This window comes from Aeromonas sp. 102P (genome assembly GCF_051920345.1).
Classification (GTDB): Bacteria; Pseudomonadota; Gammaproteobacteria; order Enterobacterales; family Aeromonadaceae; genus Aeromonas; species Aeromonas veronii.
The window spans coordinates 300,897-315,000 of sequence record NZ_JBQBCZ010000001.1; the positions used below are offsets into that span (position 1 = coordinate 300,897).

General features: G+C 58.4%; 11 protein-coding genes, 1 tRNA gene, 2 rRNA genes and 1 pseudogene (1 of these 15 running past the window's edge). 6 read left to right on the top strand and 9 right to left on the bottom strand.

All coding sequences use genetic code 11. The annotated features are described in order from the left end of the window. Positions 1-51: 51 nt before the first annotated feature. The 3 genes from ACTG1K_RS01445 to ACTG1K_RS01455 are packed head-to-tail and all read right to left on the bottom strand — an operon-like array spanning position 52 to position 1,533. Entirely contained in the window at positions 52-444 is a 393-nt protein-coding gene (locus ACTG1K_RS01445; RefSeq protein WP_408780738.1) for a DoxX family protein, read from the bottom strand. A gap of 39 nt (positions 445-483) precedes the next feature. Continuing rightward, complete coding sequence (locus ACTG1K_RS01450) at positions 484-1,170, bottom strand: pirin family protein (RefSeq protein ID WP_440004733.1); 687 nt, start codon at positions 1,168-1,170, stop codon at positions 484-486. A gap of 30 nt (positions 1,171-1,200) precedes the next feature. Next, positions 1,201-1,533, bottom strand: coding sequence for a hypothetical protein (locus ACTG1K_RS01455; RefSeq protein ID WP_440004734.1), 333 nt, complete (start codon positions 1,531-1,533; stop codon positions 1,201-1,203). Between the two features lie 298 nt (positions 1,534-1,831). Between ACTG1K_RS01455 and ACTG1K_RS01460 the strand changes: the two genes are divergently transcribed. From ACTG1K_RS01460 to ACTG1K_RS01470, 3 genes are all read left to right on the top strand, one after another. Next, positions 1,832-2,779, top strand: a complete 948-nt coding sequence (locus ACTG1K_RS01460) for an IS481 family transposase (protein ID WP_440004735.1) — start codon at positions 1,832-1,834, stop codon at positions 2,777-2,779. Positions 2,780-2,823: 44 nt separating this feature from the next. Further along, positions 2,824-3,738 (top strand): LysR family transcriptional regulator, encoded by a 915-nt coding sequence (locus ACTG1K_RS01465; protein ID WP_440004736.1) that lies wholly within the window; start codon positions 2,824-2,826, stop codon positions 3,736-3,738. Between the two features lie 99 nt (positions 3,739-3,837). Further along, positions 3,838-4,257, top strand: coding sequence for a hypothetical protein (locus ACTG1K_RS01470; protein ID WP_440004737.1), 420 nt, complete (start codon positions 3,838-3,840; stop codon positions 4,255-4,257). Between the two features lie 92 nt (positions 4,258-4,349). Here ACTG1K_RS01470 and ACTG1K_RS01475 read toward each other — a convergent pair whose 3' ends face one another. Next, positions 4,350-6,344, bottom strand: a complete 1,995-nt coding sequence (locus ACTG1K_RS01475; RefSeq protein ID WP_376889550.1) for a methyl-accepting chemotaxis protein — start codon at positions 6,342-6,344, stop codon at positions 4,350-4,352. A gap of 192 nt (positions 6,345-6,536) precedes the next feature. Beyond that, positions 6,537-6,887: a hypothetical protein gene (locus ACTG1K_RS01480; RefSeq protein WP_219594990.1), complete on the bottom strand. Its 351-nt coding sequence runs from the start codon at positions 6,885-6,887 to the stop codon at positions 6,537-6,539. Between the two features lie 199 nt (positions 6,888-7,086). Here ACTG1K_RS01480 and ACTG1K_RS01485 point away from each other — a divergent pair, with 199 nt between their 5' ends. From ACTG1K_RS01485 to ACTG1K_RS01495, 3 genes and pseudogenes are all read left to right on the top strand, one after another. Further along, a complete protein-coding gene (locus ACTG1K_RS01485; RefSeq protein ID WP_042052907.1) occupies positions 7,087-7,809 on the top strand; it encodes a response regulator in 723 nt (240 codons plus the stop codon). 33 nt (positions 7,810-7,842) lie between these two features. Further along, positions 7,843-9,203, top strand: a pseudogene (locus tag ACTG1K_RS01490) (ATP-binding protein). Positions 9,204-9,343: 140 nt separating this feature from the next. Beyond that, positions 9,344-10,732, top strand: a complete 1,389-nt coding sequence (locus tag ACTG1K_RS01495) for a transporter substrate-binding domain-containing diguanylate cyclase (protein ID WP_440004738.1) — start codon at positions 9,344-9,346, stop codon at positions 10,730-10,732. Positions 10,733-10,799: 67 nt separating this feature from the next. Here ACTG1K_RS01495 and ACTG1K_RS01500 read toward each other — a convergent pair whose 3' ends face one another. The 4 genes from ACTG1K_RS01500 to ACTG1K_RS01515 all read right to left on the bottom strand — a co-directional run. Further along, positions 10,800-12,752 carry a ligand-gated channel protein gene (locus ACTG1K_RS01500; protein ID WP_263718884.1) on the bottom strand — a complete coding sequence of 651 codons (1,953 nt, stop codon included), beginning with the start codon at positions 12,750-12,752 and terminating at the stop codon, positions 10,800-10,802. A 585-nt stretch (positions 12,753-13,337) separates the two neighbouring features. Further along, a tRNA-Asp gene (locus ACTG1K_RS01505) sits at positions 13,338-13,414 on the bottom strand. A 97-nt stretch (positions 13,415-13,511) separates the two neighbouring features. Then, positions 13,512-13,626 (bottom strand): 5S ribosomal RNA (gene rrf / locus ACTG1K_RS01510). 109 nt (positions 13,627-13,735) lie between these two features. Continuing rightward, positions 13,736-14,104, bottom strand: a 23S ribosomal RNA gene (locus ACTG1K_RS01515); it runs 2,520 nt beyond the window's last position.

The following is a 14,104-nucleotide window of genomic DNA, read 5'->3' on the forward strand; positions in this document are numbered from 1 at the left end:
CGGTGCAGTTGCACCGGCCAAAAGGCTTGGAAAACTCAAACTGACTAGCTGTTACCAGTTTTTGCCGAGACGGGCATCCACACTGAACGCCCCTGCTCCGGCCGCCGCCAGCGCCAGGAAACCACCGGCCACTGAGACGTTCTTCATAAACATCAGCATCTGCATCTGTTCGGCAGGCTGATAGTGGAAAATAAAGGCAGCCATCAGGGTGAAACCGGCCAGCAGCACGGAGAGGCTACGGGTAAAGAGACCGAGCACGACGGCAAGGCCACCACCCAGCTCAAGCAGGATCACCAGCGGCAACATAAAGCCCGGTACGCCCATCGCTTCCATATAGCCCTGGGTTCCGGCATAGCCGCCGATCTTGCTCCAGCCCGCCATGACGAACATCAGCGCCAACAGTACACGACCCGCCAGCAGTGCCAAATCTTTCATCTTGTCCATTTCATATTCCTCGTTTGTGTCACATCACCGCTGACTGCTTCAGGGTAGGTCAAATAACAGAGCTTGGCTGGCACTGGTCGCCACCAGCTCCCACCGGTATTCATCACGACTGAGTACCCCGTCGCCGGGTCGGGCAGCCAGACCGTTGGCGGCAAGCGTACCTGAAATCATCTGCAGGTAACCGTGTCGGCCAGCCAGTGCCCATTCGAGCGTTTCGCCCGGGGCCAGCTCCAGCCGCCATACGCGGGCCTGCTGGCGGATCACGAAGGATCCCGCCTCGCCATCCGGTGACGCCACCAGCGTCATACCCGGTCTGGACTCAATTTTCTTCTGCTGATATCCGGGTGGCGTGCCGACTTCATTCGGCTCGATCCAGATCTGCAACAGGGAGAGAGGAGCCGTCTGCGAGGGGTTGACCTCGCTGTGGCGGATCCCGCTGCCTGCGCTCATCAGCTGGAAATCCCCTGCCGGGATCTGCTCGGCATGGCCGAGACTGTCCTTGTGCTCAATGGTGCCTTGCAGCACGCAGGTGAGGATCTCCATATTGGCGTGAGGGTGGGTGGCGAATCCGCCACCCGGCGCAACCCGATCCTGATTGATCACCCGCAGTACCGAGTGCCCCATCCACTGTGGGTCATAGTAGTGACCGAAGGAGAAACTGTGACGCGCGTCCAGCCAGCCAAAGTTGGCCTTGCCCCGCGCTTCTGCGGCTCTCAATTGCATCATGGTCTGCTCCTCATCTATCCGGGGTTCGACTTAGCGGTCTTTGCCACCACCGATGCCGAACGGAATACGGTATTCACTGCTCTGGTCAGCCAGGCTGATGGTCAGGTTGCCCTGGGTGCGGTTCGGGATCCGCACCTGCTGGGTACCCGTCAGGGTGGCGTGAACCGATGCCAGCAGATCGCCAGACTCGTCACGCACCTCCAGCAGCGGATTGGCTTTGCCATCCAGTGCGGCAGTGGAGTTCCACTTCACAAACAGTACGCCGGGCATAGCACTGAAGTCAGCTGGTACGGAAGCCTGGGCGAAACCTGTGGCCATCAGGCCTGCAACGGCCAGCATCTTGATTACGTTTTTCATGTTCATTCACTCTCTTGATTTATATGTCGTTGCCAAGGCCGTTTCGGCCAGAATCAATGCATCCATGCAAGAGGTTATTCAAATAGTGTGTTGTTCTTTCACCGACGTCAGACCGACCGATTTGGTGCGTTACAGTACGGAAATACCCGCATATTTGGCCGCTCGACGTTCCTGCCTAAGCGTTGATTGAATATTAAAGTGACACGACCTAACTTGTTAGCTGTGATCTCTCTGTAGGTTGTTCACTCGGGGCATTCCCGGAGAATTGGAGGCACCAACCAAACCAATCATCCGAGGTGCCCGAGTGAACAATCATAAAAATGCCCGATTAACCGTCTTTGGTCGACAGCTTCTTGTCCAGCGTATCCTTGAGCAGGGCCTGCGCGTTGAAGAGGCCGCTCACGCTGCCGGGGTCAGTATCCGCACCGCTTACAAGTGGCTCACTCGATATCGCCAGGAGGGACCTGATGGTTTGTACAATCGCTCTTCTCGACCCGCATCTTGCCCTCATGCCATTGATGACCAGCGCCAGCAGAGGATTATCGAACTGCGCAAGCAGCGACGGACCTATCGGCACATCAGCCAATATCTGGGCATAGGGCACAGTACTGTCGCCCGCATCTTGCAGCGCATGGGACTTCATCGATTGGCCAATCTGGCCCCAGCTGTTCCAGTACAACGCTATGAACATGAGAAACCGGGTGACTTGCTGCATCTGGACATCAAAAAGTTGGGGCGTTTCCACCGTCCCGGCCATCGTATCACCGGCGACCGCAGCAAGGACTCACGCGGCGCAGGGTGGGAGTGTGTTCATGTGGCGATTGATGACCACTCCCGTGTGGCGTTCAGCGCTCTGCATCCTGATGAAACGGGACGCAGTGCCTGCCTGGCGCTGTTACAGGCACTTCGCTACTACGCCGGGCTCGGCATTTGTTTCAGTCGGCTACTCACGGACAATGGAGCCTGTTACCGGTCGAAACGCTTCCAGAAGCTGTGTCGTCGGCTGGGGCTCAAGCATCTGCGCACCAAGCCTTACACACCACAAACCAATGGCAAAGCAGAGCGCTTCATTCAGACCGCCCTGCGTGAGTGGGCTTATGCACGGAGCTATGACTCGTCAGAGCAACGGGCAGAGCACTTGCAACCGTGGTTGCATGAGTACAACTGGCATCGTCCTCATGCCAGTCTGGGCTACCAGCCCCCCATCAGTCGTCTTCAATCTGTGAACAACCTGGTGGGTTTACACAGTTAGCGAGATAAACTGGCAAACATATTCAAAAAAATTGAAGGTGAGGAATGACCAAGGAATCGAACAAGGAGCGGGCACTGACCCTGGAGGCAATCCGGGTGCTGGACGCCATCGACCGCCGTGGCAGCTTCGCGGCGGCAGCCGACGAGCTGGGCAAGGTGCCCTCGGCATTGAGCTATACGGTGCAGAAGCTGGAAGACGAGCTGGACGCTATGCTGTTTGACCGCAGCGGCCACCGCACCAAGTTCACCCCGGCGGGCCGCATGCTGCTGGAGCAAGGGCGCATGCTGCTGGAAGCAGCCGAGCATCTGGTGGGTGAGACCCGGGCGCTGGCCCGTGGCTGGGAGACCGACATCACAGTCGCCGTCGATGCGCTGGTCCCGGTACAGGCCCTCTATCCCTTGGTTGAGAAGCTGGCTGAACAGACCGATACCCGACTCAGGTTGCGCGCCGAAGTACTGGCGGGCAGTTGGGAGTGTCTGGAGGATGGCCGTGCCGACCTGCTTATCTCCACGATCAATCCGGGCATCATGATGGCCGGCATCAAGCATCAGGTGATCAAAGAAGAGGTCATGCTCTATGTCGCCCACCCCGACCACCCTCTCCATCAGGAGCCGGAGCCTCTGGCTGACGAAACCCTGCGCCGCTACCGCGCCATCGCGGTGGCCGACACAGCCCTGCGCAAACCGGTGCTCACCTACCGCCTGCTCGACAAGCAGCCGCGCCTCACTGTCAGCACCATGACGGAGAAACGGGATGCCCTGCTGGCAGGGATCGGGGTCGGCACCATGCCACAGAGCTGGATTGAGGAGGACATCCGGACCGGACGGCTTAAGGTGATCAGCCCCGAATATCGCCATCAGCTGCAGGTCGTGCTGGCCTGGCGGCGAGACACCATGGGCAAGGCCAAAAGCTGGCTGGTGCGGGAGATACCAAAACTGTTTGCAGCTGGTGAGAAATGAGATCCAGTTAACAGAAATGTTAATTGCATGCCTCACTTGACGCCCAATATCTTTGCTGATTTCATAGCCGCCTCATTGAACCCATGGAAGCTGTAGAAAATGAAAAAGAGTTTGCTGGTTGCCCTCACCACCCTGCCCCTGTTTGCCAATGCCGGCCTGATGGATTCGCTGACCGACAGCGTCACCAGCAGCGTCAAGGATGCGGCCAGCACTGCCGTATCTGGTGCCATGGACAGCGCATCCAACGAAGCCATCAAAAAGGCACTGGATATCAAGGAAGGCGGCTCCAACAAGCAGGCAGTCAAAGAGAAGCTGGGCGCTCCTGCCTCTACCAAGACCGAGGCCGGTCTGGAAGTGTGGACCTATGATCTGGATGCCCTGAAGAAGGCTTCTCCACTGCTGGCAGAAACCACCAAAACCCTGCTGAAAGATACCGACGCAGCCAAGAAGAACGTCGTTATCAAGTTCGAAGGTGATACCGTCAAGAAAGTAGACCTGACCGACAAGGCTCAGGGCTAAGTTCGCTCGTCCGGTGGAGTGGCTGCACGCCCGCATCGGCACAGATAGCAAGAGGGGGAGCACCGGGCTTCCCCTCTTTTATGATCGGTTTATTACACCTTGAAGCGATGCACCAACGCCACCAGCTGGCGATTGGACTCCAGCAGGGTGGCCGAACACTGTTCGGTATTCTGACCGTTATCCACCAGCAGATTGACCATGTCGCGGATGGTGACCATGTTGCGGTTGATCTCTTCGGTCACCCGGCTCTGCTCCTCTGCCGCAGTCGCAATCTGGGTACCCAGATCATTTATTTGCACCACGGCATCCGCCATCTTGTCGAGCCCGCCTGTCACCTGCTCGGTATTCTCGGTCGCCGCCTGGCAGCTCTGCTTGGTGTGCTCCATGGCCACCACGGCTTCTGCCACCCCCTGCGTCAACCGGGAGAGCATGCTCCCCACCTCGGCAGTGCTATTCTGGGTTCTCGCCGCCAGTGCGCGCACCTCATCAGCAACCACGGCAAAACCACGGCCCTGCTCACCGGCCCGCGCCGCCTCGATAGCCGCGTTGAGTGCCAACAGGTTGGTCTGGGCAGCAATATCGCCGATCACGCCGAGTACACTGCTGATCTGGCGAGCATCTTCCTGCATCCCCAATACCTTGGTCGCAGCAAGATCCACTTCATCGATCAGCGCCGCCACACTGGCAGAGGCCTGACCCACTACCTGACGGGACTGAATCGCCTGACCATTGGCAGACTCGGTAAAGCTGGCGGAATCGCTCGCGTGGTGCGCCACACTGTCGGCAGTGGAGCTGAGCTCGGTCAGGGCTGTCACTATCTGATCGGTCTCGGCGGCATGCTCACCGAGAATGCGTCTGGCCTGCCCCGTCTGCTGATCCAGCTGGGCCAATTCACGGGTAATCAGCTCTGTGGTCTCGGTCACCTGCAACATCATCTGCTGCAGATAGGCGATAAAGCGGTTCACCGATTGAGCGATATGGTCCAGCTCATCGTGCCCCTTGACCCGGATCCGGGCAGTCAGATCAGCATCTCCGGCCGAGAGCGCATCGATGTTCTGCTTGAGGGTGTCGAGTCGACTGCCCAGCTGCTTGATGGCCATCAACATCAGCGCAAACAGCAGCACCACTAGCGGTAGCTGGATCGCTGCCAGCGTCTTGAGCACCTCCTGACTGTCGTGGGTAAGGGTGCTGGTCGGCAGCGCCGCCGCCAACAGCCAGGGGGTTCCTTCGATGGGTTGCATCAGCAATGTCTGCTCTTCACCCAGATCCTGAAAGGTAGTGCGCTGCAATGCGGCGCCATTACCTTGCCCCAGCAGGCTGGCGATGGCGCTGGCAAAGGGATAGTCCCCGTGAGATGAGAGGTTGCCCAGCACCACATCCCCGCTCAAGCGACCATTCTTGCTGAGGATCTTGCCGTCGGCCTCGACGATCATCACCTGACCACCGATCTCCTGCTCTTTTTTGGCGACCAGATCATTGAAGAAACCCAGCGTCACATCGATGGTGGACACCCCGTAAAGGGAGCCGTCACGATAGATCCCCATGGCACAGTTGGTGCGTGGCTGTTGGCTGGCACCATCCTTGTAAGCCGCCGCCCAGACACACATGCCTTTCGCCGCCTGCTGCCCGGCTCTGTGCCAGGGCTGCTCGAAATAGTTGGGCGCCTCGGCCGAGTTCCAGTAGGTGTTGGGGATCAGCTTGTTGGCACCATCCCGATGAAAAAAGGTACTGAACTTGATGCGACCGGCTTCCCGCTGATCCGGCATCGGCCAGATGCCGCCACCAAACACCATGGCATTGCCATATTGATCGATCAGAGCAGGGAGAACAGCATCGATTTGCTCACTCGGCAGTTGGGCCACCAGCTGGGTGATACTGCGTGACTGGCTCTGCACCCCGTTGAGCTGATCGCGAATGTCGGTCGCAATCTCGCTGACCCGCAGCACCAGATTCTGCTCACCCGCCCGTTGCAGCTCGGGTTTGACCCATAACTGGATGCCGATTACGGTCAGCACACAGACCGCCACCATGAATCCCAGAAAAACGGCGGTATATCGCCCCTTGATTGTCCCCAGATCCCAACCCATACCCTCTCCTGTTTTCGGCCACTGCTAACTGCAGCTTGTTATATGAGCGGGCATTATCTTGCAATTCGCTCACGGCGCGTTTGCCATCGCTCACATAAGCGACAGCAAGATAAGGATTCGAGCGAAAATGGATCGATACGATCACAAAAAGGGTGGCCTCGGCCACCCTTGGGTTGATAACAGCTGGCGTTGTTACTGGTTCGCTTCAGCGAACTGCTTCATCGCTTCGGCGTGCTTGGTCATACCGGCGGCACGCTCGCTGAGCTTCTTGATGAATTCCGCCTTCTTGGCCGGATCTTCAATGCGATCATAACGTTGCTGCAGGTTGGCCTGGATCTGCTCCGGGGTCATGTTCTGCATGCGGGCCATCTTGTCGTGGCGACCACCGTGGTGTTTGCCACCCATCATGCCGCCGCCGTCCATCGGGCAATCCACCATGGCACCGGGCTGGCCGGTGGGGGCTGCTTCACTGGCAGCATAGGCACCCAGCGGCAGGCCAAGGATCAGGGTGGCGGTCAGCAGGGTTTTGGTCAGCTTTTTCATGGTCTATCTCCTGTAGGGATGATTCTGGTTCGGCGCTCTTGCCTTGCCCTCAAGTAAATACCCTATCGGTGTCTGAACTTTGCCAGCATCGCCCTTTTTTGTAGCAGAGTGTGGCATCGTGCGGATCTGGCACACTTTGACACAAACCGCCGGGCGGATTTTCGTATACTCGTGCCAACGCCAAGCAGGGGAGGTATTCATGAACCAGGGCAACACCCACATTCTGGTGGTCGACGATCACAGCGAGATCCGCGATCTCTTGAAGCGCTTTCTGGAGCAGCACGGCCTTCGGGTCAGTTGCGCACGGGATGGCAAGGAGATGAAGCGACTGCTGGAGGAGCGGGAGTTCGACCTGCTGGTACTGGATCTGATGATGCCGGGTGAAGATGGTCTGACCCTCTGCCGCGAGCTGCGGGTCAAATCGAACCTGCCCATCATCATGCTCACGGCCATGGGGGAAGAGACCGACCGCATCATAGGGCTGGAGATGGGGGCTGATGACTATCTGGCAAAGCCTTTCAATCCGCGCGAGCTGCTGGCGCGCATCAAGGCGGTGATGCGCCGCACCCAGGCGGATAACCAACCCGCCGCCGAAACCCTGACCCGGGATCTGCGCTTCGATCGCTGGCTGCTCGACGTCAATCGCCGGGAGCTGGTCGATGAGGATGGAGTGGGCCTCAGCCTCTCCACCGCCGAATTCGATCTGCTCAAGGTGTTTCTCGAACGCCCGCAGCGGGTGCTGAGCCGGGATCAACTGCTGGATCTGGCCCGTGGCCGCGAGGCGGTAGCCTTTGATCGCGCCATCGATACCCTGGTGAGCCGCCTGCGCCGCAAGCTGGAGCGGGATCCCAAGAATCCGGAGCTGATCAAAACCATCTGGGGTGGCGGCTATATGTTCTCCGCCGACGTGACGCAGGTTTAAGCAGTGGGCACCTTGCGACGACTGTGGGCACGGATGTGGCCCAAGGGGCTGACCGGCCAGATCATTCTGGTGGCGCTGGCGGGGTTGATCCTGATCCAGCTGCTCAGTATCCAGATCTACCGCACGGATCGGGAGGAGGCGCTCGGCTTCGTCAACAGCCGCAACGCCATGCAGCGGATCATCTCGGTGGTCAGGCTGCTCTCCCTCTCCCCCCGTCCCTCTATGACGAGATCCTCAAGGCGAGCCGCAGCGAGACCCTGCTACTGCGCCTCTCCGACGAGCCGCTGCAACCGGATAACCGCAGTCCCCGCTTCGAGCAGCTGGTGCGCTCGCGCCTCAACTACCCCGCCGGCCTCACGGTCGAGATCAGCGCCGAGCTGAAAGAGGATACCCAGCGCAGCAAGGCGTGGGAACATCATGCCCGCATGATGCGGGATCGCAAGGGACCGCCCCCGCCGCGGGATATGCGGCTCTATGGCTCCATCGAACTGCCGCAGGGGGGCTGGCTGCAGTTCAGCTCGCTGGTCGACAAGGAGGCGGGCAGCTGGTCGTGGCAGACCACCCTCAACCTGATGCTGGTCGCCAGTCTGGTGATCGGACTGATGGTGCTGCTGTTTCGCCGTGCCACTCGCCCGCTCAAGCAGCTGGCAGGCAATGCGGAGCGGCTCGGACGGGGCGAGGATATCGAGCCCTTGAAAGAGGAGGGGCCGACCGAGATCCGAGAATCGATTCAGGCCTTCAACCGGATGCACACCCGGCTCGACCGCTTCGTGCAGGACAGAACCCGGATGCTGGCGGCCATCTCCCACGATCTGCGTACCCCCATCACCAGCCTGCGGCTGCGCACCGAGTTTCTGGCCGATGGCGAGGACAAGGAGCGGATCCAGCAGACCCTGCAACAGATGGAGCAGATGCTGGCCGCGACCCTCAGCTTTGCTCGCGAGGAGGGGCAGCAGGAGGCTACCCGCGAGCTGGATCTGGTCAGCCTGCTGGTCAGCCTGTGCGATGACTATGCCGATACCGGCCAGCCGGTCACCTGTCTGGCGGAAGGCAAAGAGGTCTACGCCTGCCGGGCCAACACCCTGCGCCGGGTGTTGCAGAACCTGATCGGCAACGCCATCAAATATGCCGGCAGCGCCGAAGTGTCGCTGGAGCGGCGCAAGGAGGAGCTGTTGATCCGGGTCTGCGACAACGGGCCGGGGATCGATCCGGCGCGGCTGGAGGATGTGTTCAAGCCGTTCGTGCGGCTCGATGAAGCGCGCAATACCGAGTCCGGCAGTGTCGGGTTGGGGCTCTCCATCGCCCGCACCCTGGTCCATCAGCACGGCGGCGAGCTGACCCTGCTCAATCGGCCACAGGGGGGACTGGAGGCGCGGATCAGCCTGCCGCTGTAAGTAGTTACCCTATCCGCCAGCCTTGTCATGGCGCCATTTGCATCATGCAAACTTCATCATTTGAGCGCTTGTTCTTCGATCAGAAAGGCGGTGATAATCGATGACCACGGGACGGTATACGGCAACGGATTGGAGCAAGGATGGCCTCTTCCAGGACAGGAGTCATAGTCAGTATCGGATGGGGGCTCCTGCTACTCGCCCTTGCTCTGCCTGTCTGGGCCAAAGCTCCGGAAGAGCCGATCATCATTACCAACTCCAAAGCCTGGCAGCCCTTCTCCTATATCAATGAGTCGGGCCAGCCGGATGGCCTGCTGATCGATTTGTGGCGTGAATATGCCCGGGTGACCGGCCAGAAGATCGAGTTCAGGCTGGTCGACTGGCAAGGCTCCCTCGACCTGCTCCATGAGGGGAAGGCGGACGTTCACGCCGGACTGCTCTGGTCACCGGAGCGGGACAAACTGTTCGACTATGGCCGCCCTCTCGCCCAGCTCGACTCCCAACTCTTCTTCTCGAGCGAATTGCGCGGCACCGATGTACATTACTACCTGCTCCATGAAACGGTCGGTGTGGTAGCCGGTGGCTACGAGGAGTATTACGCCAGACGCTACTTCCCCGGCACCAGACTGCAGACCTTCAATGACAATGACACCCTGCTGGCTGCGGCCTTCAAGGGTGAAGTGAAGGCCTTTATCGCCGATCTGCAGGTCGCCAACTTCTACATCTATACCTCGGACGATCCCACCCGCTTTATTCCGGTTCGCCACCTCTATACCGACCAGATCCGCTTTGCGGTGAAAAAGGGTGACCTTGCCCTGCTAAACCGGCTGGAAGAGGGCTTCGCCAAGCTCAAAGAGAGCGATCGGGAGCGGATCATCCGCAAATGGATGCATGTCGAAACCGTCTACCCCATCCATCTCGGTCCCTGGCTACTGCTGGCCGGGGCATTGATCATGGTGGCCTACATAGTGCAACTGCGCCGCGCCGTTGCCAGCCGTACCACCGAGTTGAGCCGCGCCAACGCCAGACTGGAGAAACAAGCCAGTACCGACCCCCTGACCGGTCTGCTCAACCGACGGGCATTCATGCCCGCCATGGAGCAACGACTGGCAAGCGGGGAGCCCTGTGCCCTGTTGCTGTTCGATGTGGATCACTTCAAGGAGACCAATGACCGCTTTGGTCATGGCATCGGGGATCTGCTGCTGGAAAAGCTGGCCACGACTGTGACCAACCTGTTGCCCAAAGAGGCTCTGCTGGCCCGCATCGGCGGCGAAGAGTTTTGCCTGCTGCTACCGCTGGCCACATTGGCAGAGACAGAAGAGTGGGCCGAGCGTATCTGCCTGGAGAGCAACCGGCAAACCCTGCACACCAGCAGCGGCGAGGTGGCCCTCTCCATCAGCACCGGGGCAGTCTGGGTCGCCGCAGAGAGAGAGGCTGATGCCGACCAGCTACTACGGCAGGCTGACGCCCTCATGTATCAGGCCAAGGGACTGGGGCGCAATACCTGGCAAGCCGCCGCCTATCAGGGATAGCCCTCTGACGGACACGCAATAAAAACGGCCGCCATCGGAAGATGGCGGCCGCATGAGTGGTTCCCTATCAGAAGTTGTAGGTCACGCCCAGGTTGTAACGGCGACCATCCAGCACAGTGCCATAGCTGCTGTAATCCACCGTCTTGTCGAAGAGGTTGTAGACCCCGGCAGTCAGATCCAGATGCTTGTTGGCCTTGTAGACCAGGCCCATGTCAAAGAAGGTGTAGGAAGGGGTCCCCTCCGCCATCTTGACCCGGCTCAGGTACTCGGAGGTCTCGCCACGGAAGTTGACCCGTGACCAGAGGCTGAGATCCTCGGTGGTTTGCCAGTCAACACTACCGTTGAGCATGTGGCGGGGCCTCTGGTTGAGGGCATGACCCGCCAGTGGACCACTCTTCTGCTCGGACTGGGTGAAGGTGTAGCTGGAGCTGACCGACCAATCCTCATTGATAGCCCAATCCATCATCCCCTCGACCCCGCGCATATTCGCCTTGTCGACGTTGACCCGATCGCTGATGAAGTCATAACTGTGACCATTGAGGGTACAGGCGGGATCGCTCTTGCTGGTGCAACGACGCACTTCGGAGATCTTGTTCTTGAAGTCGGTGTTGAACAGGGTCACTCCGGCGTTGAGCCCCTGATGACCGTTCCACAGCAGGCCGATCTCTTCACTCACGCTGGTCTCTGGTTTGAGATCAGGGTTGCCGACCAGTACGCCATCCTGACTGCGGCCGCCAGTAGCCTGGCCCCAGTTGGCCGCCGACATCCGCAAGTCAGGGGAGCGGTAGCCGGTCGAGACGCCTCCTTTCAACGTCCAGCTATCATCCAGATGCCAGACGCCGTAGAGACGAGGGCTCCAGTGAGAGCCGTAGTTCTGGTCCCGATCCATGCGGGCGCCTCCGGTCAGGGCAAAGCTGTCAGTGAGTGACCACTCATCCTCGACAAACATTGCCCAGCTCCAGCGGGTCAGCTGCTCGGCAGGGTTGGCCACTGTCAGGGCATTGCCTTGATCGTGCAGATCCTCATAACGATACTGACCACCGACACTCAAGTAATGATCCCCCAGAATAAACTGGGTATGGGTATCGGCGATGGTATTGGTAAGCTCCATCTTGCGAACGGGGTTACTGTTGGCCTCCTGCTGCAGATAGCTGCTGGAAGAGCCGAAATCATACTGACCATCATGGGTCAGCGCATAGTTGGTGCGCTCGTAGCGATAGAGGCTATCTGTCGCCTTGACATCCAGCGAATTGCCGGCCGTGCGATCCCGATCCTGCAGACTGCGACTGGCCTCCAGATCGAAGCGATTCTGCTCATCAGGCTTGAAGCTGAGCACTGCCGTGCCACTGCGAGTCTCCTGCTCGGCAAAACCCTGGGTAAATTTGTCTTCGCCACGATGAGCCAGCTGGCCATTGAAGCGCAGCCCCAACACGCCATCGATCAATGAACCTGCGGTATAGGCATCGGTCTGGAAGCTATTACCGGCATCCTTGTTCTCCTGGAAGGTCGAATCTGCGTGAACCGACCCCTGCCAGGCCAGACCGGTGGTCTTGCGGGTAATCACGTTAATCACACCACCCATGGCATCTGAACCATAACGGGATGACATGGGACCACGGACGACCTCAATGCGCTCGATCGCCTGCAGTGGCGGCAGCCAGCCCTGCTCGATACCAGCTTCATCGCTATTGGGGCGAGTACCACGACTATCCACCTTTTTGCCATCAACCAGCATCAGGGTGTATTTCGATCCCATACCGCGAATGCTGATATCACTGCTGCTGCCACCGCCAGTCACCACAACACCGGGAACATCCTTCAGGGCATCGGTCACATCGCGATAGGCCCGCTTCTCCAGCTGCTCACGGGTAATCACAGAGATGGAGGCAGCAGAGTCTTCAATCTTCTGCTGGAAGCCGGAAGCGGTGACGACCATCACCTCTTGTTTGGCTGCGTGGGCCTGGGTCGCAAGAAGGGAGCAGACCAGCAAGGCAAGCTTGTTCGGTTTCACTGTTGTCATGTTTTAGCCTGAACGTTTTTAGTAGGAAGGTGGCGTATTCCCTTACTTCATTCGTTACAACGCCTTGGCATCCGGCCAGGTGCAGCATCAAAAAAGGCTCATTTGAAAAGCACTTTATTAATCAGCCCGCATTGTAACTACCCCATCCCAACAATTCAAATAACAATCATTATCGTTCGCCTCGTATGGTATTCCTGCTGCAAAACAGCTCATTCTTGATAAGAGACTGTTTTAATGGAATAAATCTATAAACAAACAAGGGGATTACACAAACAAGAGGAAGTGATGACGTACCATTGCAAGACGGCCTGATTTAATCCTCAAGCTCTATCAGCTCGCTGCGGAACAATATGGCCAAGATGGGATGTGCTGCGATACAGAGTTGGAAATAGTAGCCAGAACGCCAACAGGGGAAGGTATTGCCATCGTGGTGGGATGTCGGCAACTCACCAGCAGACTAAAAACATCAAAACCCAGTCGTGAGGCCGGGCTTTGTGTTGGTTCTTGCGTACAAATCTGTGGGACTTATGGACAAAACCACCCATAGCAAAAAGGCCTTCCCAATCGGGAAGGCCTTAAAATTAGTGGCGGAGCGGACGGGACTCGAACCCGCGACCCCCGGCGTGACAGGCCGGTATTCTAACCGACTGAACTACCGCTCCGCATTCGGTTAGCTTTCGCTAAATCTTCTGCTGCATTTTCTGAGGTGTCATCCTCGCAGCCAGTGACGTGATTCTTCACATCGCTGTTTAATTGAGTGCCTGGCAGTGTCCTACTCTCGCATGGCGAATGCCACACTACCATCGGCGCTACCGCGTTTCACTTCTGAGTTCGGCATGGGATCAGGTGGTTCCACGGCGCTATGGCCGCCAGGCAAATTCTTAATCTAGAAAGCTGACGTGAATAACGACTAGGTCATTATCACTGAATTAGTAGTTCGCTTGGTATCTGTTACAAGCCTTAGAACACTTCTTGGGTGTTGTATGGTTAAGCCTCACGGGTAATTAGTGCGGGTTAGCTCAATGCATCGCTGCACTTACACACCCCGCCTATCAACGTTGTGGTCTCCAACGGCCCTTTAGGACCCTCAAGGGGTCAGGGATGACTCATCTCAGGGCTCGCTTCCCGCTTAGATGCTTTCAGCGGTTATCGATTCCGAACTTAGCTACCGGGCAGTGCCACTGGCGTGACAACCCGAACACCAGAGGTTCGTTCACTCCGGTCCTCTCGTACTAGGAGCAACTCCCTTCAATCATCCAACGCCCACGGCAGATAGGGACCGAACTGTCTCACGACGTTCTGAACCCAGCTCGCGTACCACTTTAAATGGCGAACAGCCATACCCTTGGGAC